23 protein-coding genes are annotated in these 23,533 nt (G+C 44.8%); 17 read left to right on the top strand and 6 right to left on the bottom strand.

Annotated features, from left to right (window positions below):
* Nucleotides 1–45 precede the first annotated feature (45 nt).
* The 9 genes from B5D54_RS12090 (at nucleotide 46) to tatC (ending at nucleotide 7,795) form a co-directional block, all read left to right on the top strand.
* The gene (locus B5D54_RS12090) at nucleotides 46–576 is read left to right on the top strand and encodes a hypothetical protein (protein ID WP_078926799.1); all 531 of its coding nucleotides are present in this window, start codon (nucleotides 46–48) and stop codon (nucleotides 574–576) included.
* Entirely contained in the window at nucleotides 573–1,487 is a 915-nt protein-coding gene (gene araC / locus B5D54_RS12085) for an arabinose operon transcriptional regulator AraC (protein WP_238095891.1), read from the top strand. The genes B5D54_RS12090 and araC overlap by 4 nt, the downstream gene beginning before the upstream one ends.
* A gap of 153 nt (nucleotides 1,488–1,640) precedes the next feature.
* Nucleotides 1,641–3,173, top strand: a complete 1,533-nt coding sequence (rmuC, locus tag B5D54_RS12080) for a DNA recombination protein RmuC (protein WP_078926868.1) — start codon at nucleotides 1,641–1,643, stop codon at nucleotides 3,171–3,173.
* Nucleotides 3,174–3,222: 49 nt separating this feature from the next.
* Nucleotides 3,223–4,005: a bifunctional demethylmenaquinone methyltransferase/2-methoxy-6-polyprenyl-1,4-benzoquinol methylase UbiE gene (ubiE, locus tag B5D54_RS12075; protein WP_078926798.1), complete on the top strand. Its 783-nt coding sequence runs from the start codon at nucleotides 3,223–3,225 to the stop codon at nucleotides 4,003–4,005.
* 9 nt (nucleotides 4,006–4,014) lie between these two features.
* On the top strand, nucleotides 4,015–4,620 hold the full coding sequence (locus tag B5D54_RS12070) for a ubiquinone biosynthesis accessory factor UbiJ (protein WP_078926797.1): 606 nt from the start codon (nucleotides 4,015–4,017) through the stop codon (nucleotides 4,618–4,620).
* A complete protein-coding gene (ubiB, locus tag B5D54_RS12065; RefSeq protein ID WP_078926796.1) occupies nucleotides 4,617–6,248 on the top strand; it encodes a ubiquinone biosynthesis regulatory protein kinase UbiB in 1,632 nt (543 codons plus the stop codon). Before B5D54_RS12070 ends, ubiB begins: the two co-directional genes overlap by 4 nt.
* A 56-nt stretch (nucleotides 6,249–6,304) precedes the next feature.
* Nucleotides 6,305–6,547, top strand: a complete 243-nt coding sequence (gene tatA / locus B5D54_RS12060; protein ID WP_078926795.1) for a Sec-independent protein translocase subunit TatA — start codon at nucleotides 6,305–6,307, stop codon at nucleotides 6,545–6,547.
* Between the two features lie 3 nt (nucleotides 6,548–6,550).
* Nucleotides 6,551–6,973: a Sec-independent protein translocase protein TatB gene (tatB, locus tag B5D54_RS12055; protein WP_078926794.1), complete on the top strand. Its 423-nt coding sequence runs from the start codon at nucleotides 6,551–6,553 to the stop codon at nucleotides 6,971–6,973.
* Nucleotides 6,974–7,045: 72 nt separating this feature from the next.
* Nucleotides 7,046–7,795 (top strand): twin-arginine translocase subunit TatC, encoded by a 750-nt coding sequence (tatC, locus tag B5D54_RS12050; protein WP_078926793.1) that lies wholly within the window; start codon nucleotides 7,046–7,048, stop codon nucleotides 7,793–7,795.
* Between the two features lie 27 nt (nucleotides 7,796–7,822).
* Here the strand turns inward: tatC and B5D54_RS12045 are convergent, their stop codons facing one another.
* Entirely contained in the window at nucleotides 7,823–8,584 is a 762-nt protein-coding gene (locus B5D54_RS12045; protein ID WP_078926792.1) for a TatD family hydrolase, read from the bottom strand.
* Between the two features lie 196 nt (nucleotides 8,585–8,780).
* Here B5D54_RS12045 and hemB point away from each other — a divergent pair, with 196 nt between their 5' ends.
* The 3 genes from hemB to spfP all read left to right on the top strand — a co-directional run bounded on the left by hemB (nucleotide 8,781) and on the right by spfP (nucleotide 13,688).
* A complete protein-coding gene (hemB, locus tag B5D54_RS12040) occupies nucleotides 8,781–9,824 on the top strand; it encodes a porphobilinogen synthase (RefSeq protein WP_078926791.1) in 1,044 nt (347 codons plus the stop codon).
* 826 nt (nucleotides 9,825–10,650) lie between these two features.
* Nucleotides 10,651–13,446 (top strand): DNA polymerase I, encoded by a 2,796-nt coding sequence (gene polA, locus B5D54_RS12035; protein ID WP_078926790.1) that lies wholly within the window; start codon nucleotides 10,651–10,653, stop codon nucleotides 13,444–13,446.
* 194 nt (nucleotides 13,447–13,640) lie between these two features.
* Nucleotides 13,641–13,688, top strand: coding sequence for a small protein SpfP (gene spfP / locus B5D54_RS17555; RefSeq protein WP_438356636.1), 48 nt, complete (start codon nucleotides 13,641–13,643; stop codon nucleotides 13,686–13,688).
* Nucleotides 13,689–14,105: 417 nt separating this feature from the next.
* Here the strand turns inward: spfP and yihA are convergent, their stop codons facing one another.
* Nucleotides 14,106–14,762 carry a ribosome biogenesis GTP-binding protein YihA/YsxC gene (yihA, locus tag B5D54_RS12030; RefSeq protein ID WP_078926789.1) on the bottom strand — a complete coding sequence of 219 codons (657 nt, stop codon included), beginning with the start codon at nucleotides 14,760–14,762 and terminating at the stop codon, nucleotides 14,106–14,108.
* A 142-nt stretch (nucleotides 14,763–14,904) separates the two neighbouring features.
* Between yihA and B5D54_RS12025 the strand changes: the two genes are divergently transcribed.
* The 5 genes from B5D54_RS12025 (at nucleotide 14,905) to hemN (ending at nucleotide 18,961) form a co-directional block, all read left to right on the top strand.
* Nucleotides 14,905–15,522 (top strand): c-type cytochrome, encoded by a 618-nt coding sequence (locus B5D54_RS12025; RefSeq protein WP_078926788.1) that lies wholly within the window; start codon nucleotides 14,905–14,907, stop codon nucleotides 15,520–15,522.
* A 212-nt stretch (nucleotides 15,523–15,734) separates the two neighbouring features.
* Complete coding sequence (locus tag B5D54_RS12020) at nucleotides 15,735–16,373, top strand: class I SAM-dependent methyltransferase (RefSeq protein ID WP_078926787.1); 639 nt, start codon at nucleotides 15,735–15,737, stop codon at nucleotides 16,371–16,373.
* Entirely contained in the window at nucleotides 16,373–16,936 is a 564-nt protein-coding gene (yihI, locus tag B5D54_RS12015) for a Der GTPase-activating protein YihI (RefSeq protein WP_078926786.1), read from the top strand. Before B5D54_RS12020 ends, yihI begins: the two co-directional genes overlap by 1 nt.
* Nucleotides 16,937–16,945: 9 nt before the next feature.
* Nucleotides 16,946–17,434, top strand: coding sequence for a DUF2489 domain-containing protein (locus B5D54_RS12010; protein ID WP_078926785.1), 489 nt, complete (start codon nucleotides 16,946–16,948; stop codon nucleotides 17,432–17,434).
* A gap of 138 nt (nucleotides 17,435–17,572) precedes the next feature.
* Nucleotides 17,573–18,961 carry an oxygen-independent coproporphyrinogen III oxidase gene (hemN, locus tag B5D54_RS12005; RefSeq protein ID WP_078926784.1) on the top strand — a complete coding sequence of 463 codons (1,389 nt, stop codon included), beginning with the start codon at nucleotides 17,573–17,575 and terminating at the stop codon, nucleotides 18,959–18,961.
* Between the two features lie 80 nt (nucleotides 18,962–19,041).
* Here the strand turns inward: hemN and B5D54_RS12000 are convergent, their stop codons facing one another.
* From B5D54_RS12000 to hemC, 4 genes are read right to left on the bottom strand one after another with little or no spacing between them, the layout of a single operon-like run.
* Nucleotides 19,042–20,232 (bottom strand): heme biosynthesis protein HemY, encoded by a 1,191-nt coding sequence (locus B5D54_RS12000; RefSeq protein ID WP_078926783.1) that lies wholly within the window; start codon nucleotides 20,230–20,232, stop codon nucleotides 19,042–19,044.
* Entirely contained in the window at nucleotides 20,229–21,464 is a 1,236-nt protein-coding gene (locus tag B5D54_RS11995; protein WP_078926782.1) for a uroporphyrinogen-III C-methyltransferase, read from the bottom strand. The genes B5D54_RS12000 and B5D54_RS11995 overlap by 4 nt, the downstream gene beginning before the upstream one ends.
* 15 nt (nucleotides 21,465–21,479) lie before the next feature.
* On the bottom strand, nucleotides 21,480–22,208 hold the full coding sequence (locus B5D54_RS11990; RefSeq protein WP_078926781.1) for a uroporphyrinogen-III synthase: 729 nt from the start codon (nucleotides 22,206–22,208) through the stop codon (nucleotides 21,480–21,482).
* A gap of 3 nt (nucleotides 22,209–22,211) precedes the next feature.
* Nucleotides 22,212–23,150 (bottom strand): hydroxymethylbilane synthase, encoded by a 939-nt coding sequence (gene hemC / locus B5D54_RS11985; RefSeq protein ID WP_078926780.1) that lies wholly within the window; start codon nucleotides 23,148–23,150, stop codon nucleotides 22,212–22,214.
* Nucleotides 23,151–23,533: the final 383 nt, after the last annotated feature.

Here is a 23,533-nt window from a genome sequence, read left to right as displayed (position 1 = left end):
TGCCCTCTGTATGGCAGAGGGCATGACCAAAAGAGGGAAAGTATAGTGAAGGTAGAAGAGTCTTACTTGGCGGCAGGCTTCGATATTCATCATCAAGGGTGGACGCTGAAGGTGTCGGCTCACTCTCCCACCTCCTTTCAGCTACTGCATGGCCATGAATTATGTTATCAGGGCAAGCTGGAGTTGATTAATAATGGGGAGTTATTGGATGTTTCGCAGGCTGAGTGGAAATTTCGTCATCGCCCCGATCGCATCGAGCAGTGGTGTCAATGGCATCATGCCGATAAGCTGTCGCTCAATATGAATTACTATTTTCATCCGCAAGCGCTGGTTATTGAATACCTAGCACGCAACAGTATTCCCACTCGATTAGATATCCGACATGAAATTGAGCCATTTAACTCGGCTTTACAGGCTTTCCCTTCTCCTGCTTCATCCCAAACTGATGCTCAGACAATCGCTTGGTCGCGGTTACGTCATGGCCTTCCGAGTGACTTTATTCGTCAAGCAGCGAAAACCGATCTCTTTCGTGAAGCATTTTCCGCTACTCAGTGGATCGTATTAGGAAAAGTGTGAACTCAAAAATCGCAATACTGTCTGGCTCCCCTTACACTAATGCAAGAGAAAAACTGGTTAACTGTTGGTCTATGCAAAATACCGATCCTCTTAAACCGGGGTATAATTTTGACGCTCATTTGGTTGCGGGGCTAACACCGATCATTGAAGGTGATGAGCTGGATTACACCATTGATCGCCCCCACGGCATGAAAGGTTATATCATCAATATCACCAGTAAAGGTGAGGGCACGATTTTTTCTGGTGAGCAGATGTTTCATGTGAAACCTGGCGATTTATTGTTATTTCCGCCCAGTGCTGCGCACTTTTATCATCGCAAAACCGATTCTGCTTCTTGGTTTCATCGTTGGGTCTATTTCCGCCCCCGTGCTTTTTGGAATGACTGGCTCAGTTGGCAAGAAGAACGCAATGGCGTTTACTTAACGCGAGGTTTGGATAGCCAGATTGTTGAGCATATTGAAAACCTATTTGTGGATATTGAATATACCGCCAAGTCAGACCTCCCTTATCGTGACGATTTAGCCATTAACTTACTGGAACAGTTATTGATTCGTTGTAAAACCGTGCAGCCAGATGTCGTCAGTAAGCCGCTTGACCCGAGAATCATTCAAGCGATCAACTACATGACGCAAAATCTCAACCAAGATTTTACCCTAGAAGAGATTGCCGCTCATACTTGCCTTTCTCCATCGCGGCTTGGACATCTGTTTCGAGAGCAGATGAAAATGACCATTACTCAGTGGCGAGATGATCAGCGGATCAGCCGAGCTAAGCAACTGTTGGTCACCACACATTATTCCGTTAACCATATTGGGCGTATTGTTGGTTATTCTGATCCGCTCTATTTTTCCCGAGTGTTTAAGCGTAAGGCGGGCGTGAGCCCGAAACAGTATCGAGAACAGATCACCTGATCATCGAAATCATCCGGTTTCTAGAGTGGGCGTTGTTCCAACGAATCTTTTTTGATCTTGGTTTCGTGAGGAATAATGACGCGAAGAACTGGACATTTATCCAGTGTCACCCTACCATTTTCAGTCATGATCATCATCAGCGAATCTTTGACTATGCAATGGATTATTGAACACTCTTCCCTTCTTATTGGTATGTTAGCCGCTGCTGGGCTTTCTGGTGTTACGATCGCTGGGTGGATGAAGCAAAAAATGCGGCTACAGGTTGAATTGCTCCAGCAGCAATTAACCAGTGAAACGCATTGGCATGCTCAACAAACTGCTCAATTACAACACTCTTTGCAGCAAGCTCAACAAGAGCTGGATGAACTAGATCAGCAACGAGATAAAGCCGAATTCGAATTAAAACAAGCGCATGGCAAAGTGATGGCGGTGATGGAAAAGCTGCGTTATTTCGAAGCCATTAAGCAAGAACGCCAGCAGTATGCTGAGCAACTTAACCAGATGCGTGATTTGAAAACGCAACTTGAAGTGCAACTGCATGAGCAGCAGGCAAGGCATGAGCAACAACTGGCTGCAAGCCAAGACAAATTACAGTTATTAGAGCGGGCAGAAGAGCGGTTAAAGCAGCAGTTTGAGCAGCTCGCAAACCAAGTGTTTGAGCATAAGACGGCGAAAGTGGATGTGCAAAACAAACAGAGCTTGGAAGGTTTGCTTTCGCCGCTTAAAGAGCAGTTGGAAGGGTTTAAAAAACAAGTCAATGACAGCTTTAATCAGGAAGCCAAAGAACGTCACACCTTAGTGCATGAGTTGCGTAACTTGCAGCAGTTAAATGAACAGATGGCCAAAGAGGCATTGAACTTAACTCAAGCGTTGAAAGGGGACAATAAGCAGCAAGGGAACTGGGGCGAAGTAGTGCTTGCGCGAGTCTTGGCTGAATCGGGTTTACGAGAAGGGCATGAATATCAGACGCAAGTCAGCTTGCAAAATGAAGCGGGTAAGCGGTATCAACCCGATGTGATTGTTCATTTACCTCATGATAAACAGGTGGTGATTGACTCGAAAATGGCTTTAGTGGCTTATGAACGCTACTTTCATGCCGAGACTGACCCCGAACGAGATCAAGCATTGCGAGATCACTTGCTCGCTTTGCGTAACCACATCAAAGGGTTAAGCCAAAAAGATTATCATCAACTCAAGGGCTTACACTGTTTAGATTATGTACTGATGTTTATCCCAGTTGAACCTGCTTTTCAGGTCGCCATCCAAGCGGATCCAAGCTTAGTGAAAGATGCAATGGAACAGAATATTATTTTGGTTAGCCCAACCACTTTATTGGTTGCACTGCGCACCATTGATAATCTATGGCGTAATGAACGTCAGAACCAGAACGCTCAAATTATCGCGGAACGAGCCAGTAAGTTATACGATAAGCTGCGTTTATTTGTAGACGATATGCAAGGGTTGGGTGCGGCCTTAGATCGCGCAAATCAGAGTTATCAATCGGCGATGAATAAGTTCGCTACAGGGCGAGGCAATGCCATTCGTCAGGCTGAAAGTTTTAAACAGCTCGGGGTCGAAGTTAAGCGGTCGATAGCCAGTGAATGGATAGAAAAGTCACAGCGTGAGCCGGATACAGAATTTGCCTCTTTAGTAGAAAGACATCCCGCTGAGGATAAAGTAAACTAACCGCCCGCAGTTGCAGTTTTTGGTGTATGGCTGCCTAAGAGGAAAGAGAATGACGGATATCAGCGCACAAACAACCCCAGTAGTAGAAGACAACGAAACCACTCATTTTGGGTTTACCACGGTAGCTAAAGAGGAAAAGGTCACAAAAGTGGCTCAGGTTTTTCACTCTGTCGCAGCCAAATACGACATTATGAATGATTTAATGTCGGGAGGTATTCACCGCCTATGGAAGCGATTCACTATTGATTGTGCGGGCGCACGTCCCGGCCAGTGTATCCTTGATCTAGGCGGGGGAACGGGGGATCTTACCGCCAAGTTCTCTCGTATTGTCGGAGATAAAGGGCATGTCATTCTGGCGGATATTAACAACTCGATGCTGAATGTTGGGCGAGATAAATTGCGGGATCATGGCGTGGTTGGTAATGTTCATTATGTGCAAGCTAACGCAGAAGAACTGCCTTTCCCTGATAACTATTTCGACTGCATTACCATCAGTTTTTGCCTGCGCAATGTAACAGACAAAGATAAAGCCTTACGGTCGATGTTTCGTGTTTTAAAGCCGGGTGGACGTTTGTTGGTATTGGAATTTTCTAAACCCGTTTTAGACCCTCTCTCTAAAGTTTATGATGCTTATTCCTTCCATATCTTACCGAAAATGGGCCAATTGATTGCCAATGATGCGGACAGTTATCGCTATTTAGCCGAATCCATTCGTATGCATCCCGACCAAGAAACATTAAAAGGGATGATGGAAGAAGCAGGATTTGAGCAAACCCGTTATTACAACCTCACCGGTGGTATTGTTGCTCTGCATCGTGGTTATAAATTTTAAGGGTGACTTATGCCGTTTCAGCCACTGATCACTGCGGTAATGGAAACTGCACTGAATACCTTCATTCAGGACGATCCTGAACTGGGTCGTCGACTGGCCCGCTTGAAAGGGCAAGTGATTCAGGTCCATATCAAAGAACTTAATCAAACCTTCACCTTTGTGTTTAGCCAACAAATTGATGTGTTGGCGCAGTATGAAGGAGAAGCCGATTGCTACCTATCGGTTCACCTTTCGGTATTACCTGAGCTGCGTGAACAGGCCAATATTACTCAGTTGATTAAGCAAGATCGCCTAATGGTGCAAGGGGATATTCAGCTGGCGCAAAAATTTGCCCAATTGATTCAGGATTGTCAGCCAGATTTAGAAGAGTGGCTCTCTCGGGTCACAGGGGATGTGGTTGCCCATACTGTGGTACAAGGGGCTAAAAAGATGGGCCGCTTGGTGAATGATTGCGTGAATAGACAACAACATCATTGGGCCCAAATTTTAACGGAAGAGTGGCGTATTGCTCCTCCACCGTTAGAAGTGGCTTATTTTTGTGATCAAGTAGATGACGTAACCAGTCAGGCAGCGCGAGTGGAAGCCAGATTGAATCGGTTACTGGAAAAAATATGACTCTGGCAGAACTTAAACGCTTATACCGCATCATCAAAGTACAACTGGAATACGGTTTAGATGAGCTGTTACCTGTGCATCAGCTTACTAAAGCGCCGATTTTAGCTCGTAAATCTCTGTTTTGGATTCGCAATCAGCATGGTGATAAACCATTGGGGGAGCGATTACGGCTTGCCCTGCAAGAGTTGGGGCCAGTATGGATAAAGTTTGGGCAAATGATGTCTACGCGCCGCGATCTCTTTCCTCCTCATATCGCGGATCAATTAGCATTGCTGCAAGATAAGGTTGCCCCGTTTGATGGTAAGTTAGCCAAACAGCAGATGGAACAAGCGCTGGGTGGGCCACTTGAAACGTGGTTTGATGATTTTGATATTCAGCCGCTCGCCTCAGCCTCCATTGCGCAAGTGCATACGGCAAAGCTTAAGTCGAATGGGCGAGAAATCGTGTTGAAGGTGATTCGCCCAGATATTCGCCCGGTCATCGACGCGGATATTAAACTCATGTACCGTTTAGCCCGTATCATCGCCAAAGCGACGGAGGAGGCTCGCCGCCTAAAACCCGTTGAAGTGGTTCGTGAATATGAGAAAACCTTGCTCGATGAATTGGATCTTCGCCGTGAAGCGGCCAATGCCATTCAACTTAGACGTAACTTTGATCAGAGCGAAGAGCTCTATGTTCCAGAAGTGATCACAGACTTTAGTAATCAAACTGTCATGGTTTCTGAGCGAATATATGGCATTCAAGTTTCCGACCTAGCCACATTGCACGCCAATGGGACGAACATGAAATTATTGGCTGAACGCGGTGTCAGTGTTTTCTTTACGCAAGTGTTTCGAGACAGTTTTTTCCATGCAGACATGCACCCGGGGAATGTTTTTGTTAACCCCCAACATCCAGAAAACCCGCAATGGATTGGGTTAGATTGTGGCATTGTGGGCACCTTGAATGCTGAAGATAAGCGCTATTTGGCGGAAAACTTCTTAGCTTTCTTTAATCGAGATTATCGCAAAGTCGCCCAATTGCATGTGGATTCTGGTTGGGTGCCGTATGATACCAACATTGACGAATTTGAAGTGGCGATTCGTATTGTTTGTGAACCGATTTTTGCCAAACCTTTGTGTGAAATTTCTTTTGGTCACGTATTACTGAATCTGTTTAATACCGCAAGGCGTTTTCAGATGGAAGTTCAGCCGCAGTTGGTTTTATTACAGAAAACCTTGCTTTACGTAGAGGGCTTGGGTCGGCAACTTTATCCACAACTTGATTTGTGGAAAACGGCGAAACCGTTTTTAGAAAAGTGGATGATGCAACAGGTGGGGCCGCAAGCCGTCGTGAATGCGATTAAGCAGAAAGCACCACTTTGGGCTGAAAAATTGCCAGAGTTACCAGAGCTTCTCTATGATAGTTTAAAGCAAGGGAAAAACCTAAACATCCGAATGGAGCAGTTCTATCAAGGCTATCGGGCCTCGAAGCGACAGCAATCCATCGGGCAGTTTTTGTTTGGTGTTGGAGCAACTTTAGTCGTATGCTCAGCACTATTATTGACGGATTATCCATCATTCGCAGCAGGTAGCGCCTTTGCTGGTGCCGTCAGTTGGTGGTTAAGCTGGCGGGTCTACCGCCAATAAAGTAGATTGTTTTTGATAATCAATCATTGTGCAACATATAACCCGAGGTAAAAAGCATGGGTGGTATCAGTATTTGGCAACTTCTTATTATTGCCGTTATCGTCGTCCTATTGTTTGGTACGAAAAAGCTACGTGGTATAGGCAGCGATCTAGGCAGTGCAGTCAAAGGCTTTAAAAAAGCCATGGCAGAAGAAGAGGCAAGCAAACCCGAGCAAGATGCGGATTTTGAACCCAAAAACTTGCAACAAAAGAAAACTGAGCACTCAAGTGAGTCTCAGAAAGACAAAGAGCAGGCATAAATCGTGTTTGATATCGGTTTTTGGGAACTGATATTAATTTCGGTGGTAGCATTAGTGGTGCTTGGCCCTGAGCGGCTGCCTCATGCTATTCGGAGTGTTGCTAAATTTGTTGCTGCGGCGAAAGGGATGGCAAATAGCGTAAAAGATGAGCTGGCTCATGAGCTTAAAGTTCAGGAGTTGCAGGAACATTTACGTAAAGCTGAACAGTTAGGGATGAAAAACTTATCACCAGAGCTACAAGAATCTGTTGATCAGCTAAAGCAGGCAGCACAAGAGGTGCAGCGTCCTTATGCTTCGGCGACTGATACCGTAACGAAGAGCGATGCCTCTATAGGCTCATCAACGCTAGATAGTGATGAGCCACAGCCATCCTCCATCAAAATGGTCGAGTCTGAAGTCAAAGCGGCTAAACACCACACCGATTAATTCAGAGATTGTATTTATCAAGAGTGATGGTTTGAAACGGTCACTCTTTTTTCAACGCTTGTTGAGGTCACCATGTCATCCGTCGAACAGACTCAGCCGTTAATTAGCCATTTGCTCGAATTGCGTGATCGTCTTTTACGCAGTATTGCCGCGGTGATTCTAGTTTTTATCGGCTTAGTCTATTTTTCAAATCATATCTATGAGTTTGTCTCTCGGCCGTTGGTCGAGCGTTTACCCGAAGGGGCAACCATGATTGCCACCGATGTGGCGTCTCCCTTTTTTACCCCACTGAAATTGACGTTAATTGCGGCGGTGTTTTTATCGGTGCCCTACATTCTTTATCAAGTCTGGGCTTTTGTGGCTCCTGGTTTGTATAAGCATGAGCGTCGGCTCATCTTTCCGCTACTTATATCTAGCTCTCTGCTGTTTTATTGTGGGGTGGCTTTTGCCTATTTTGTGGTATTTCCACTGGTCTTTGGCTTTTTCACCGCCATTTCTTTAGGTGGTGTTGAGTTTGCAACCGATATTGCCAGCTATTTAGATTTTGTACTTGCATTATTTTTGGCCTTTGGGGTGGCGTTTGAAGTTCCAGTTGCGATTATTCTTCTGTGTTGGACAGGGGCGACCACCCCGAAAACCTTAGCGGCAAAACGTCCGTATATTGTGGTTGCAGCCTTTGTTGTCGGGATGTTACTCACCCCTCCAGATATCATTTCACAAACCTTGTTAGCGATTCCGATGTGTTTATTATTTGAAGTGGGGTTGTTTTTTGCTCGCTTCTACGGTCAAAGAGAGCGCACTGAAGAGCACGATGTGGAATAAGATAGGGTAAAGAAAGATCGGTTCAACCTATAGATTAAATAAATGTTTAGCATTTACGGTCGTCAGATCACTGACGTCTTGAAGCGAAAGCTCCCGTAATTCAGCAATACGTTGGGCCACCAAGCGCGTATAGGCGGGTTCGTTTCGTTTTCCTCTATGTGGTACTGGGGCGAGATAAGGGCAGTCCGTTTCTAGTATCACATAGTCGAGATCTAAATGTGGAATCACCTTATCCATACCGCTATTTTTAAAGGTACTCACGCCACCTAAACCAAGATGAAAGCCGAGGTCATTGATGGCTTGAGCTTGCATAATACTTCCACCAAAGCAATGAAAAACACCACGAAGTTGGCCATTTTGTTCTTGTTTGATCAGCGCTAATGTTTCTTCAGTCGAATCACGAGTATGGATAACCACAGGAAGGTTGAGATCTTTCGCCCAGTTTAACTGAGTAATCAAAGCCATTTCTTGCTCTGCACGGTAGGTTTTATCCCAGTAGAGATCAAGGCCAATTTCTCCCACAGCGATAAAGTCCCGCTGATTAAACCAGGCTTCAATAGAGGCAAGCGTTTGTTTGACTTCACTATTCACATAGCAGGGATGTAGCCCCATCATTGAACGGCATAACGTGGGATAGGCATCCTCTGTGGCGAGCATGGGAGCAATGGAGTCAAGATCGATATTGGGTAGCAATATCTGTTCAATCCCTTGCTCAATCGCACGTTGAATGACGAGATCTCTATCCTGATCAAATTCGCTGGCGTAGATATGGGCATGGGTATCAATCATGGTTTTTTCGCTTAATGAATAAAATTTAACTCTGGATAGGTAGTATACGCGAGCGTATGCAAGAGATCATTTCTGTATTTTCATCGATTGATCCTAGCGCAGAATAACCAGAGTGATATGATTTCATCCACATTTCCAATTATGTCCGTTATCGCAACATTTTTCGGAGCCGCGGGCCACCAATAAGGAGAGTCGAGTGTCAGTATCCATTCAAGGTCAATTTCCTGGACGTCGTTTACGTCGTGTACGTAAACATGATTTCAGCCGTCGTTTAGTGGCAGAAAATCAACTATCAGTAAACGATTTGATTTATCCGATGTTTATTCTTATGGGTAAAGATCGCCGAGAACCCGTTGAGTCAATGCCGGGGGTTGAACGCTTGTCTATCGACTTGCTACTGGAAGAGGCGCAGTATTTAGCCAAGTTAGGTATTCCTGCCATTGCGCTCTTTCCCGTGGTCACTCAGGATGCAAAAAGCCTCGATGCCTCAGAAGCTTATAATCCAGATGGGTTAGTGCAACGAGCGGTGAAGCTGCTGAAAGAGCATGTACCACAAATGGGGGTTATTACGGATGTGGCATTAGATCCGTTCACCACTCATGGTCAAGACGGCATTATTGATGAAACGGGTTATGTACTGAACGAAGAAACAACGGAAGTATTGATCAAACAAGCCCTATCCCATGCGGAAGCGGGCGCCGATGTGGTTGCCCCGTCTGATATGATGGACGGACGTATTGGTCGGATTCGTCAAGCATTAGAAGAAGCGGGATATATTCATACACAAATCATGGCCTATTCAGCAAAATACGCCTCTAGCTATTATGGGCCGTTTCGTGATGCGGTTGGCTCTGCCAATAATTTGAAAGGTGGCAACAAGAAAAATTACCAGATGGATCCCGCGAACAGTGATGAAGCTTTGCATGAAGTAGCAATGGACATCAATGAAGGGGCTGATATGGTAATGGTCAAGCCTGGAATGCCTTATTTGGATGTGGTTCGACGTGTCAAAACTGAGCTGAAAGTGCCAACATTTGCTTACCAAGTTTCTGGTGAATATGCGATGCATAGAGCAGCGATTGATCATGGCTGGCTAAAAGAGCGAGAAACGGTAATAGAGTCGTTGCTTTGTTTTAAACGTGCGGGCGCAGACGGTATTTTGACTTACTTTGCTAAGCAAGTGGCAGAGTGGTTACTGGAAGATCAAGCGCAAGCCGCACAACATTTACGCGAAAAGTAAATGGGGTCATTTAATGATTAAAGGCTGGCTGAATGTCAGCCTTTATTGATCCCGCCATTGCTTCCATCATTTTATATTTATCCAGTCATTGACCCCTTTTTAGATTGTCAACATGAATACCTTCTTTTACTAATATGCCTAATTTTAATCTTTTTCCTGATTAAATGATATTTCTTATCATTTACCTATTGACACTGAGATGATAATGATTATTATTAACCTTGTCTTAGGGGATAAACAACGTAACCCATCGGTTGCTTGCTCTTCTTGAGGAGGGCCTTCAGATTGTGGCTAGCAGCAGAGAGAAACGTTGATTTGTTCTTTTTGACACGACATTGCTCACATTGCTTCCAGTGTAATATTTAGCTTTATGGTAAGTTGATCATCTATTGAATTAGCTATGCCTGTTATTGCTAGGCGACATCTTAGGGTGTCGCTTTTTTTATGCTTGCAATTTATTGAACTAGATAGGGGAGGAATGAAGAGCCTCTTTATGAGTTAGAAGCTTTTCTTGTCAAAGTACGGTTGGGTAAAAGGCCAGCGAGTATCTTTTCCACAGCGCTCGATCGTAAAAGGATCATTGGTGTATTTGTCGATCTTGTTTAAATTACATTTAAAACAATAAGTTAAAAGTTGTTTTTTCCATTGGTGTGGTTTTTTTTAGCGCTGTGGATAAAATGTATAAACAGACTTATCCACAGAATGGTCGCTATTCAAATGGGGTTAAGAGAGCGCTCCATTGGATGAGTGAGAAAGGCTAGCATGGAAACCTGTCGGTAGTCGTGGCATCCTAAGCACTTATTGTTGCAGATCGGATAACAAAACTATGGCTCGTATCCCTGATAATCCTCTTATTTTGATTGATGGCTCTTCCTACTTATACCGCGCATTCCATGCCTATCCTGGCACAATGAGCAATGGTGAAATACCAACCAATGCCATTTATGGGGTAGTGAATATGGTACGAGCAATGATGCGTCAGTTTGCGTCTGATCGTATTGCCGTTATCTTTGATGCGAAAGGCAAAACTTTCCGCGATGAGATGTATGATCAATATAAAGCGAATCGCCCTCCCATGCCGGATGATCTCCGTTGCCAGATTGAACCCTTACACCAAATAATCCGAGCGATGGGGTTACCGCTGCTGTCGATTGAAGGGGTGGAAGCGGATGATGTGATAGGCACATTAGCTCATCAGGCCTCACAAGCGGGAATGCCGGTGCTGATTAGTACCGGTGATAAAGATATGGCTCAGCTGGTTGACGAGCATATTACTTTGATCAATACCATGACCAATGTGGTGATGGATCGTGAAGGAGTGATAGAAAAATTTGGTATTCCGCCAGAACTGATCATCGATTATCTCGCTTTAATGGGGGATAAAGTAGATAACATACCCGGTGTCCCTGGTGTGGGTGACAAAACGGCAACGGCTCTTTTGCAAGGTATCGGTGGTTTAAACGAGTTATATGATAACTTAGATAAAATTGCCGAATTAGGCTTCCGTGGCTCGAAAACCATGGCGAAAAAGCTAGAAGAGAATCGTGCTAATGCTCAGCTCTCTTATCAACTTGCGACAATTAAGCGCGATGTTGAACTGGTATACACGCCGGAGTCCTTACTCAAAACGACACCCGATCGGGATGCCTTAATGGCGCTGTATGGCAAACTTGCCTTTAAATCATGGCTGACGGAGCTATTAGAAGGGGGCTCTGGTGTCGTAGAAGCGGTAGAAAATAGAGGTTCGATGCCAGAGCGCTCTTCTTTAGCATCCAACACGATGAGTGAATCACCAGCAATAAAAATCGATCGCAGCCAGTACGAAACAATTTTAGATGAGCCGAGCTTTTATCGTTGGATGGAAAAACTGAAACAGGCCGAGGTTTTTGCTTTTGATACTGAAACCGATAGCCTTGATTATATGGTCGCTAATTTAGTCGGCTTATCCTTTGCGGTGGCAGAGGGTGAGGCGGCTTATGTACCTGTTGCGCATGATTATCTTGATGCGCCGCAGCAACTTGATCGTGATTGGGTTCTGGCTCAGTTAAAACCACTATTAGAAGATGCTCAGCAAGCAAAAGTGGGGCAAAACTTAAAATACGATGCGAGTGTATTAGCCCGTTATCGTATTACCATGCACGGTATTGCCCACGATACTATGTTGGCATCCTATGTGTATAACAGTGTGGGTGGCAAGCACGATATGGATAGCTTAGCTTTGCGTTTTCTACAGCACAGCTGCATTTCGTTTGAGCAAGTGGCGGGTAAAGGTAAAAATCAGCTGACCTTCAACCAAATAGAATTAGATCAAGCTTCTCCTTATGCGGCAGAGGATGCCGATGTCACTTTACGGTTGCATCATCGTTTACAAACATTATTAAGTGCAGATGAAAAACTCAACACAGTTTATCGTGAGATAGAAGTTCCATTGGTTCCGGTACTTTCTCGTATGGAACGGACAGGCGTGTTCATTGACGATCAATTACTCGGTATCCAGTCACAAGAAATTGCACAACGTTTGGTTGAGCTAGAACGTAAAGCGTATGATATTGCAGGGCAAGAGTTTAATTTAAGTTCTCCGAAGCAGCTACAAACCATTTTGTTTGAACAAATGAAGTTACCCGTGGTGAAAAAAACACCGTCAGGTACGCCTTCCACCAATGAAGAAGTGTTGCAAGAATTAGCGCTTGATTACCCGTTACCTGCTGTGATTCTCGAATATCGCGGCTTAGCGAAACTCAAATCCACTTATACCGATAAATTGCCAAAAATGATCAACCCTGAGACAGGGCGAGTTCATACCTCTTATCATCAAGCGGTCACGGCAACGGGGCGTTTATCCTCTACCGATCCAAACTTGCAGAACATCCCAATTCGTAATCAAGAAGGGCGTCGTATCCGTCAGGCTTTTATTGCACCATCAGGGTGGAAAATCATGGCGGTCGACTATTCACAGATTGAGTTGCGGATTATGGCGCATCTGTCGGACGACACCGCGTTGTTAGAAGCTTTCCAACAAGGTAAAGATATCCATGCTGCGACCGCTGCTGAAATATTGGGTATTGGTATTGAACAAGTAACGAGTGAGGAGCGTCGTCGAGCGAAAGCCGTCAACTTTGGGCTTATCTATGGTATGAGCGCTTTTGGATTAGCCAAACAGTTGGGGATTCCTCGTTTCGAAGCCCAACACTATATGGATAAATACTTTGAGCGTTATCCTGGCGTGATGCAATATATGGAAGAGACGCGTAGCACCGCTGCTGAGCAAGGGTATGTTGAAACCCTCTTTGGGCGTCGTCTCCATCTACCGGAGATTAAATCGCGCAATGGGATGCGACGTAAGGCGGCAGAGCGAGCTGCCATCAACGCACCCATGCAGGGCACGGCGGCTGACATCATTAAAAAAGCCATGCTATTGGTGGATAACTGGATCGAAACAGAAGGCCAAGGTCGAGTGAAATTACTAATGCAAGTGCATGATGAACTGGTATTTGAAGTGGAAGAGTCAGCTTTGTCCGAAATTGAAAGTAAAGTACAGGAATTGATGGAGTCAGCAGCAACGCTTAAGGTGCCTTTAGTGGCAGACTCAGGGCATGGAAATAACTGGGATGAGGCACATTAAACCTAAATAGTGCTTAAAACCCTCAAAAAGTATGAGCCAGCGCACGTTCGCTGGCTTTTTTTTACAAATAAAAAAGTAAACGCGTTTCAAATGGTTATGTTGTTTAACAAAAAATTAATGAAAAAAAACTACAAAAACAGTTTTCATTTCTGACCAATTGTTGTACATTTAATTCCGTAGGGTACAGAGGTAAGATGTTCTATCTTTCAGACCTTTTGTTTCACGTTATTGGATTAGGCTGATTCAGCCGCCCCAGTCACCTTTTGACTGGGGCGTTTTTTATTGGGCTCCATTTCGTTTTCCCTCATTTTCTTTTTCCAGTAGATCATCAAGATCGCTTCTTAATACTGTCCGTTTTTACCAAAATAAAATGGATGCTGCCGTCATTTCTGTAATTAAACATCAGTCACATTTCTCATTTTTTCTAGAAAAAAACTAAGTGATCTATTTGGTATTTCAAAGTTAACACTATGAATTTATTTGAAATATTACATTAATGGTAACCCGTGGAGAGATAAAGAGCATGGGCGAGGGTGGTTGTAATTTGGGCGCGTTTGAGGAATGCTAGGGGCATAATAATAATTACCTCCTATTTCTCTCCCGTTGCCCCACCAGGATGGTGGGGATTTTTATTTCTGATGGGGAATTTTTTCTGGCCTTTACTCAGAAGGAGCGTCTTGACTCTCTGCCTGTTGAGCGGCGAGTTGCTGTAACTGTGGCGCAAACCAATGATCGAGCTTTTGGCGTAGCGTATCCACACCAAGCCCGTTTAAGGATGAAAAAACATCAACAGAGACATCACCCCCAAACGTCATTGCTTGCTCTCTGACTTTCAGCAGTTGTGCTTTACGCGCTCCACTTTTTAATTTGTCGGCTTTGGTGAGCAGTACCTGCACCGGAATTGCGCACTCTACCGCCCAAATAACCAATTGTTGGTCGAGATCTTTCATCGGATGGCGAATATCCATCAAAACGACTAACCCTTTTAGGCAAGTACGCTGTTGCAAGTATTCTCCCAACGATTGCTGCCACTTTTTCTTCATTTCGAGTGGAACTTGAGCGAATCCATAACCGGGGAGGTCTACAATATGGCAGCCTTCGGTGACTTTAAATAGATTAATGAGCTGAGTTCGGCCGGGGGTTTTACTGGTTTTAGCTAAGCTCTTTTGGTTTGTTAACCGATTAAGAGAACTGGATTTTCCAGCATTGGAGCGTCCTGCAAACGCAATTTCGATACCTTCATCTTCAGGAAGATGGCGAATATCAGGTGCACTGGTAATGAAATGCGTGTTTTGGTAATGAATTTTTACGCTCACGGTTCTGTTAACTCCATCTCGACTTTTTTGTAGTCAATTGATTACTTTTTTGTGAATTTGTGTAAAATAAATGTGCTCTGAACGAGATTGCTCATTGTACCATGAGTGGTACTGGAAGCTTGATAATTATAAATGGAATGTCATGAAGAAATTAGCGCTAATCTTGAGTATTTTAGCCAGCGGCTCTGTATGGGCGCAAGGCAGTATTGAAGCGGGTAAGGCAAAGTCAGAAACCTGCGTTGCTTGCCACGGTGCCGATGGGAACGGAATAATCACCACTTATCCTAAGATTGCGGGCCAGCATGCAACTTACTTAGAGAAACAGTTGAAAGCTCTGAAATTGGGCATGGAGAGTGGTGGTAAGCAGGGGCGATATGATCCTGTCATGAGTGCGATGGCCATGCCATTGAGCGATCAGGATATGGCAGATCTGGCGGCATACTATGCCTCTTTACCGATTTCCGAGAATGCCACCCCCGAAGAGGTGGTTGATGCGGGAAGGGTGCTATATAGTGCTGGCGATCTCTCACGTGGTTTAACCGCCTGTATTGCTTGCCATGGTCCTCGTGGAAATGGAACCGAGCTTTCTGGTTTCCCCAAAATATCAGGTCAACATGCCGACTATATTAAGCTCCAATTGGAAAAGTTTCGTGATGATAGCCGCAATAACGATATGAATGCCATGATGCGTGATATTGCAAAAAAACTCACGGATGCTGATATTGATATTCTTTCGAAATATGTGGGTGGCTTGCATTAACGTTAGGTGACGCTTTCTTTCTGAGTAAAATATCCAGTTCTAACCCTTGCTCATCCGTTGCAGGGGTTTGTACTACTGCGGTTCTTTTCTTGTGACTATTTCATACTCATCACTCTATTTTTTTTCAATATTGTTGAAAATTTAACCTTATCCCCTCCACTCTATCGTTCATTTCTGGTATGTTGCGCATCCCCCAGTTGAGGAACGTTTGTATGCAGACTTGTACCTTGTGCCACAGTCATCATGTTGAGGCTTATTTTGAAGATAAGCATCGCAGCTATGTGCAATGTCAGGTGTGTCAATTGGTCTTTGTGCCTGCGGCTGAGCGCTTGAGTGCAGAGCGTGAAAAAGCGTTCTATGATTTACATGAAAATAATCCTAATGATTTAGGGTATCGACATTTTTTAGCACGGCTTTGTGAGCCAATGTTAGATAAACTCTCTTCTCAATCGGTTGGGTTAGATTTTGGTTGTGGTCCGGGGCCAACATTGTCGCTTATGTTGGCGGAATCGGGACACAGCGTTGCGTTGTATGATCACTTCTTCTATCCCCAGAAAGAGGTGCTCAATACTTGCTATGATTTTATGACTGCCAGCGAAGTGATTGAGCATTTGCATGATCCTTATACGGTTTGGCAGCAATGGCTGAATTTAGTTAAGCCCGGAGGCTGGATTGGTCTGATGACCAAGCTGGTAAAAAATGTGGATGCGTTTGCTGGATGGCACTACAAAAATGATCTCACTCATGTGAGCTTTTTTAGTCGTGAAACCTTTCAGTTTCTGGCCGAGCGGGATAAGCTCGAACTTGAATTTATCGGTAGTGATGTAATTTTACTGAGGAAACCCCAGTAATGTCTCGAGAAAATAAAACCAAAACAGGGATCAACGGTGACCTTGTTTTTGCTCGCAAACATAATCGTACAAATGCGGAAATTGAAGGTCGTGAACGCAAGAAACAGAAAAAGCGTAAAGGGCTAAAAAGTGGTAGTCGCCATTCAGAAGGCAGCACAGCGAGTGAACGTTTAGCGGCACAAATGCGTGATCCGCGGTTAGGCAGTAAGAAAAAAATTCCTCTTGTGGTCGAAACCAGTAAGAAAGCCAATAAGCAAGCTCGTCGCTTAGATGCAGAGCAAGAATTGAAGCAGTTGGAAAATGATGCTCAGTTGAATGTCCTGCTGGATCGGCTCGATAACGGTGAAAAGCTCGGTGCTGGTCTACAAAAATATGTGGATGAAAAACTGGATCGAATTGAGATCTTGATGAATCAACTGGGTTTATTGACTGATGAACAAGAGGATGAAGAGGAGGTTGAAGAAGCTCAAGCTCCCGTTAAGCCTACGCTGCGTAAATCGGCTTCGGATGACGAGTTATTAGCTCAGTTTGAAAAGTTGGATCTAGACGAGTACAAAGGATAAGACAAGCTCATGAATGTCACTTTATTCGCCGTTATGGGTGGTGCGATTATTCTTGCATTAGCAAGCTATGCCGCATACTTACTGTGGAAGTTGAGAAAGCAATCCCAATTACAACAGCAACATCAAGCGTTAGCCATAGAGAAACGTAACGCGAATATTTTTGATAGTGTCAATACACTTTGTCTAGCCGGTATTCAAGGCCAGTGCGATTTGTCAGAAATTGCAATTCGCGTTTACTGCATTATGGATTATGTACAGGGTACTCAGCGGGTTGACGTTGAACAAGCGTATCCCGCGCTGAGCGAATTGTATCATATTGTCAAAGATATGCCGCGAGGCGAAGCTCGTCAGCAAATGGCTAAGCAAGAGCGCATGCGGCAAAATCTTACCCGACAAAAAGCGGAAGTTCGCTTAAATGATGCCATTGTTTCTGAGCTTCAAATGCTCCAGAAACACGTTCAGCCATTGAGCCAGCAAATCCATATTCAAATGCTGTAATGGAGACCTACTCTAAAGGGGGAGTGATCCGGCTAGCAGTTTAGAATATTTTATCTGCAAATTGTCTTTTGCCACCCGACCTTATCGATGTCGTGTGGCAGAATAACGCGTTACAAATTCATAACGGAAAGAGTCACTATGTTGTCGCCAGTCGAACCCAGTCAGCAAATCGTGTGGGATCAAGCCATTCTAGACAAGTACAACTACTCAGGGCCTCGTTACACTTCCTATCCTACAGCGTTGGAATTTCATGAAGCATTTACCATTGCTGAATACGATATGGCTTGTGTTCGTTATCCTGAACGACCGCTTTCTCTCTATATTCATATCCCGTTTTGCCACAAGCTTTGTTACTACTGTGGCTGTAATAAAATTATTACCCGTCACTCTCACAAAGCCGATGAATATCTTGATGTTCTTGAGCATGAGATTCGCCAGCGAGCCTCACTATTACAAAACCGTCAGGTCTCTCAATTACATTTTGGTGGTGGTACGCCAACATTTTTGACCAATAAGCAAATCAGTCGCTTAATGAGCTTGCTGCGTGAAGAATTCCAGTTTCAGCCAGATGCGGAGATCAGCATTGAAGTTGATCCGCGTGAAATTGAACTGTCAGTGTTAGATCACCTCCATCATGAAGGCTTTAACCGGCTGAGTATTGGGGTTCAAGATTTTAATAAAGAAGTTCAGAAGCTGGTGAATCGTGAGCAAGATGAACAATTCATTCTTGATTTAGTTGCTCGAGCGAAAGAACTGGGTTTTCGTTCCACTAACCTTGATTTGATTTATGGCTTGCCTAAGCAAACGGTCGCCAGTTTTCATCAAACGTTAGAGCAAGTGGTACAAATGAAGCCCGGCCGCTTGTCGGTCTTTAACTATGCCCATATGCCGCAGTTGTTTGCTGCACAAGTAAAGATTAAGCAAGAAGAACTGCCTGCTGCTGAAGAAAAAATGGCGATTCTGCAAGACAGTATTCGCACATTAACCGCCGCAGGTTATCAATTTATAGGTATGGATCATTTTGCGCTACCTGATGATGAATTAGCGATGGCCCAACGCAAAGGTATTTTACATCGTAATTTTCAAGGTTATACCACACAAGGAAACTGTGATTTAGTGGGGTTTGGGGTGTCAGCGATTTCAATGGTTGGGGATGTGTATGCACAAAATCAGAAAGAGCTAAAACATTACTACCGCCAAGTGAATGAAATGCGACATGCTTTATGGAAGGGCGTCTCTCTTGATCGGGATGACTTACTGAGAAGGGAAGTTATCAAGCAGTTGATTTGTAATTTTAAACTCGATAAATCAGCGATTGAACAGCAGTTTTCGATTCAGTTTGATCACTATTTCCAACCGGATTTATCGCTGCTGAAAACGTTCATTGATGATCAACTGGTGGAAGTGGATAAGCACTCTATCCAAGTCACATTACGTGGCCGGTTGCTGATTCGTAATATCTGTATGTGCTTTGATAAGTACTTGCGCCAACGAGCTCGTCAGCAGCAGTTCTCTCGAGTTATATAGTCTAGTTTCTTTAAACCGCCTCCCATCGTATTAGGCGGGAGGCGATTAATTTCCTATCTTGGGTTAAAAAATTTAACCTGTTACTGTATTTTCGTCTCTTCCAGTAGGGATAACGCTTTTCGTGTTACATCATGCGCGGCTTGTGGGCGATGTTGTTTATCTAAAGCTTCCGCTAAATAAGCGTAATCCGATAAATCTGGACGAACCGATAAGGCTTTTTCTAGATGATGTTGTGCCTCTTCCCATTGTTGGTTACGTAGAAAAAGTTGGCCTAATGCACTGTGAATGTCAGCATTATTGCCGTCTTGGCGTAGTTGTTCTTGCAGTAAAACCATCACCGGATGGCGATCACTGAGGTTTAACTCGGGCAGTAGGGCATACAGCTCGGGTGCTGGGCGTTTTTTCAGCCCTTCTTTGATCAAGGTGAAGGCTTGATGATCAGCTTTACGTTTAATGAGCTGCTCGATGAGTGTCACCATGATAGCCGGTTCATGCTTAAGCTTTTTGGGCAGTCCAGACCAGTGCGCCAATACACCTTCGCTTCCTTTTTGGCTTGCCACCGTCACTAATTGGCCTTGCTGAGCTTTTAACGTGAGTTGTTCTGCTTCTGTGCGAGTGAGTTGTTGAGTTTTGACAAGCTTAGGAAGTAAATCAAGCAATGGCTGCCAGTGTTCAAGTTGCAGGTAAGCTTGTTTTAGCAGTTTAAGAATGATGAGATTGTCAGGGTAGTTAGTTTGCAATTGAGTGAGTGTTTGCAGAGCGGCAGACCAGTTTTGTTCACTTAACTGTTGCTTGGCTCGAGTTAATTCCACCACGAGGGTTGCGCCTTTTTGTTCAGCCGCTAAAGCCAAATAGTGATCGCGTTTCTGGGTATTTCCCATGCCGTGAGCGGCTTCTGCGGCGACCAGATAGCAAAGCTGTGGCATATCATGGTGGTTGGCCCAACGAGTGACCTTGCTTTCGGCTTGCTTCCAATCGCCTTCCAATAATTTCAGAATACCTTCATTGGTATAACGGCGTGAATGGCGCTGTTTACGAACACTGAACCAGTTCCAGGTCGTACTACTGGCTCGTAACAGTTTTTTGACCAGATATTCTAGGAAAAATAGCCCAGCGAGGGCCGCAATGATAAAGATAACTAACGTGGTTACACTCATTTCAAGGGTGGTGTTAGCAATAGAAATCAGTACATAGCCTTGTTGGCCAGCATATTGCGTTCCAGCAAATAACCCTAACCCTAAAACAAGAAAGAGAAACAAAAGACGAATCATTGGGCCTCCTCCTTCGTTGTCATGGTGGAGACAGAGCGGCGTAAACGTTCACGAATCACATCTGCCAAGGGTTGTTGGCTGGCAAGAGTCTGTGGGTAAATGACTTCAATCTTCTTGTCTGCCAGCGTGGTGAGGCTTTGATTAAAGGTTTTTACCTGATGGTCTTGTAAGTTAAAGAACATCTCTGACCATTGTTTTGCTGTGGTCAGAGTGGTGTGATACACCTCTTGTTGCTCACCATAAACCGCTTTGATAGCGGTTTCTAACTTCGCTTTGAGATTTTCTCGTAGGTAAAAGTGCTGTTGGGGAGAAAGTAAAGGAACCGCTTGTCCGTCTCGGACTCGGAAAGTAATAAAATTCTCACCAAATGCCTTTAATGAGGACATTAAATTACTTTGCCAATCGGCAATGTCTTTTGAAACAGAGACTTGCTCGGCTTGTGCTGTTTCAGGAAGAATGGCATTCGCTAGTGGTAGTTGGTCAACCCATTGTTGCAAGCTGATCAGTGTTAACACGAGCCCATCTTTATCAATGAAAGGAATCGCTTTCAGTTGGGTAATATCATGGGCCATGGCTTTGCGCAATGGCGTTAAGCTGGGGTCATTAAGTTCAGCAATGCGTTGATCGGCGCTTTCCATCAGTAAAGTGGCACTTTCCGCATCTTGTTCTAGGAATAATTTACGACCGGCTAATTTCACCAAATAATCCGCTTCAGCGAGGAGCCAATCGTTAGGGCGGCGTCCTGTGATATCCGCCACCGCTAATTGTAAACTTTCGATACTTTTGTGCTGTTGGCTAAGCTCCACTTCTGAGCGATTGGCTATTTCTGTGGCCGCATTGATCGCATCTTGTTTGGCTGTATCGAGATCGGTTCGCAAGCCTTGGCGAGCTTGATTAAGCTCTGTACGTAGTGCATCCAACTGAGCTTGATATAAGGTTTGTTGCTGTTGAAAATGCAAAGTAAGGCCACCGCTGAATAAAATCGTTAGCACGATGGCAATGGTGGCTAATTTTGTGCCTCGCTGAGTCGAAGATTTGGCCGACGTAGGCTGAGACGATGGCGGATTTTTGGGTTTCGATGGCGAAGTGGAAGAAGTGGAAGAAGTGGAAGAGGCCACTTTTTCCTGTTCCTGTTTTTTTTTCTCCGATTGGGGTGAGACATCAGAGGACGCCGAGAGGGCTGGTGCTATTTTTTCAGGTTCCTGCGGTGGATTATTTTTTTTATCTGTCATGGCTAGAGTCCTGTGTTAAGGCTGGAGAGCCGCCACGAGATCGTGGTTTGCTGCACTTCCTGTTATCACGATATGTTGAAAGCCTAAAGCGTGAGCTTCGCGGCCAATGCGTTCACTGGGTACCAGTAGACGCTGTTGATAGGCCCAATCTTTTGCATGGGCGGTCAATTGCGACATAAAAAACGTCAGTTGATGGAGGCTGGTGATCACCAAAGTATCCACCTTAGCTTGTTGCCAACGTGGTAAGGTCTCTTGTGCATGAAACGGCAGTTCAATACGACGATAGACTTCTCGACAACAGACCTGTGCTCCCCGCTGGGTAAGGGTTGTAGAAATTAGCTCCCGCCCACCATTGCCCCGCAGAATGACCATACGTTTTTGGCTAACTTCCTGCAAAACAGGCAGTTCCAAGAAATGCTCACTGTCGCTGATCTCTGGGTAGTGTACTGGTTGTTGGCATGCCTTGCTTAAAACTTGTGCGGTTTTTTGACCAATGGCAAGATAAATCGCACCCGTTGGCCAAGACAGCCCTTGTGATTGAAGGTATTGTTGGGTCAGATTCACCGCCGGTTGGCTCACCGCCATCATCATATCGTACTGAGCCAGTTCTGTACGGAGTTGTGTCAGTTCGTGGCCTTCAGCAATGGTAATTAATGGATGATGAAGTGCGTTATATCCCCGTTGAGTTAAGGCTTGGCAAAGTTCAATGCCGTCTTCACCGGGACGCGTGACCAATATTGCCATGGCTTACTCGTGTTCAGAATACAGCTTAGTTAAGATTTCCCGCGCTCCTTGGTCAAGCAGTTGATTGGCAAGTTCAATACCTAACTGTTCTGCTTGTTGACGAGGGCCGCGAATTTCACCACGGATAATGTGTGAACCGTCCGGTTCCCCCACTAAAGCTCGCAGCCAAATTTCTTCATTTTCTAAAACGGTATAACTACCAATGGGGACTTGGCACCCACCCTGTAAGGTTAAGTTCATGGCGCGTTCGCAGCGGACGCGATCAGCCGTATCGGCATGGTTGAGTGGCTCAAGCAGCGTTAGTAAGCGTTGATCGTCTAGACGGCACTCAATACCAACGGCTCCTTGCCCAACGGCAGGAAGCGATTGTTCGGGTTCTAGAAAGCGGGCAATGCGCTCTTCCAGTTTTAAGCGTTTGAGCCCAGCCGCAGCCAGTACGATAGCATCAAATTCTCCGGCATCCAGTTTTGCTAACCGAGTGCCGACATTACCGCGTAGATCTTTGATAAGAATGTCAGGCCGTGCTTCTTTGATCTGACATTGACGGCGCAAGCTGCACGTGCCCACAACGGCACCATGAGGAAGTTCATCAAGGGATGAATAGCGGTTAGAGACAAAAGCATCTCGAGGATCTTCACGTTCACAAATGGTGACTAAGCCTAATCCTTCCGGGAAATCGACGGGAACATCCTTCATTGAATGAACGGCTAAATCAGCACGATTTTCAAGCATGGCTAATTCCAGCTCTTTGACAAATAGGCCTTTGCCACCAACTTTTGCAAGAGGGGTATCGAGCAAGACATCTCCACGGGTGACCATAGTAACCAGCTCTACTTCAAGCCCAGGATGCGCTGCTTGTAAGGCGTCTTTGACAAAATGAGCTTGCCATAAGGCGAGTGGGCTTTGACGAGTAGCGATACGAATTGGCGTTGTGGTGGTCATAATCATCCCATAAAAACAGTCAACAGGATTAGTATCGTAACATTGTGGGAGAGAAAGTATTACTACTAGATTGTTCATAGACGATTTTGCCATTACATCAATGAATATTCGCTAAAATAATGTGATTGTCCTCTCGTTTGAAGAGTGGCTGAGTAAGAGCCTCTTTCACTTCAAAAGAAGCACTAGCGTCTTTGCTTTGCTTGAGTATATAGTTTGGTGGAATAGCCGGAAAATAAGACGGAATAACGCTATCATGGGGCGAAAGTTCGTTAACATGCTGATTTCTTCATGGCGATACAACTTTAGTCGACTGGCAAGGGCAGATAGCTTTACCAAACTCGATTAAAGTGTTAAATTGATCACGTTTTGTTGGCGCTTTCGCG

The organism is Vibrio cincinnatiensis DSM 19608 (assembly GCF_900167345.1).
In the GTDB taxonomy this organism is placed as follows: Bacteria; Pseudomonadota; Gammaproteobacteria; order Enterobacterales; family Vibrionaceae; genus Vibrio; species Vibrio cincinnatiensis.
This window is presented reverse-complemented; position numbering and strand designations above follow the sequence as displayed.

Coding starts and splice junctions, on each gene's coding strand:
- rmuC (WP_078926868.1), top strand. CDS start 1,641: ATGCAATGGATTATTGAACACTCTTCCCTTCTTATTGGTATGTTAGCC.
- ubiE (WP_078926798.1), top strand. CDS start 3,223: ATGACGGATATCAGCGCACAAACAACCCCAGTAGTAGAAGACAACGAA.
- B5D54_RS12070 (WP_078926797.1), top strand. CDS start 4,015: ATGCCGTTTCAGCCACTGATCACTGCGGTAATGGAAACTGCACTGAAT.
- ubiB (WP_078926796.1), top strand. CDS start 4,617: ATGACTCTGGCAGAACTTAAACGCTTATACCGCATCATCAAAGTACAA.
- tatA (WP_078926795.1), top strand. CDS start 6,305: ATGGGTGGTATCAGTATTTGGCAACTTCTTATTATTGCCGTTATCGTC.
- tatC (WP_078926793.1), top strand. CDS start 7,046: ATGTCATCCGTCGAACAGACTCAGCCGTTAATTAGCCATTTGCTCGAA.
- B5D54_RS12045 (WP_078926792.1), bottom strand. CDS start 8,584: ATGATTGATACCCATGCCCATATCTACGCCAGCGAATTTGATCAGGAT.
- polA (WP_078926790.1), top strand. CDS start 10,651: ATGGCTCGTATCCCTGATAATCCTCTTATTTTGATTGATGGCTCTTCC.
- B5D54_RS12025 (WP_078926788.1), top strand. CDS start 14,905: ATGAAGAAATTAGCGCTAATCTTGAGTATTTTAGCCAGCGGCTCTGTA.
- B5D54_RS12020 (WP_078926787.1), top strand. CDS start 15,735: ATGCAGACTTGTACCTTGTGCCACAGTCATCATGTTGAGGCTTATTTT.
- yihI (WP_078926786.1), top strand. CDS start 16,373: ATGTCTCGAGAAAATAAAACCAAAACAGGGATCAACGGTGACCTTGTT.
- B5D54_RS12010 (WP_078926785.1), top strand. CDS start 16,946: ATGAATGTCACTTTATTCGCCGTTATGGGTGGTGCGATTATTCTTGCA.
- hemN (WP_078926784.1), top strand. CDS start 17,573: ATGTTGTCGCCAGTCGAACCCAGTCAGCAAATCGTGTGGGATCAAGCC.
- B5D54_RS12000 (WP_078926783.1), bottom strand. CDS start 20,232: ATGATTCGTCTTTTGTTTCTCTTTCTTGTTTTAGGGTTAGGGTTATTT.
- B5D54_RS11995 (WP_078926782.1), bottom strand. CDS start 21,464: ATGACAGATAAAAAAAATAATCCACCGCAGGAACCTGAAAAAATAGCA.
- B5D54_RS11990 (WP_078926781.1), bottom strand. CDS start 22,208: ATGGCAATATTGGTCACGCGTCCCGGTGAAGACGGCATTGAACTTTGC.
- hemC (WP_078926780.1), bottom strand. CDS start 23,150: ATGACCACCACAACGCCAATTCGTATCGCTACTCGTCAAAGCCCACTC.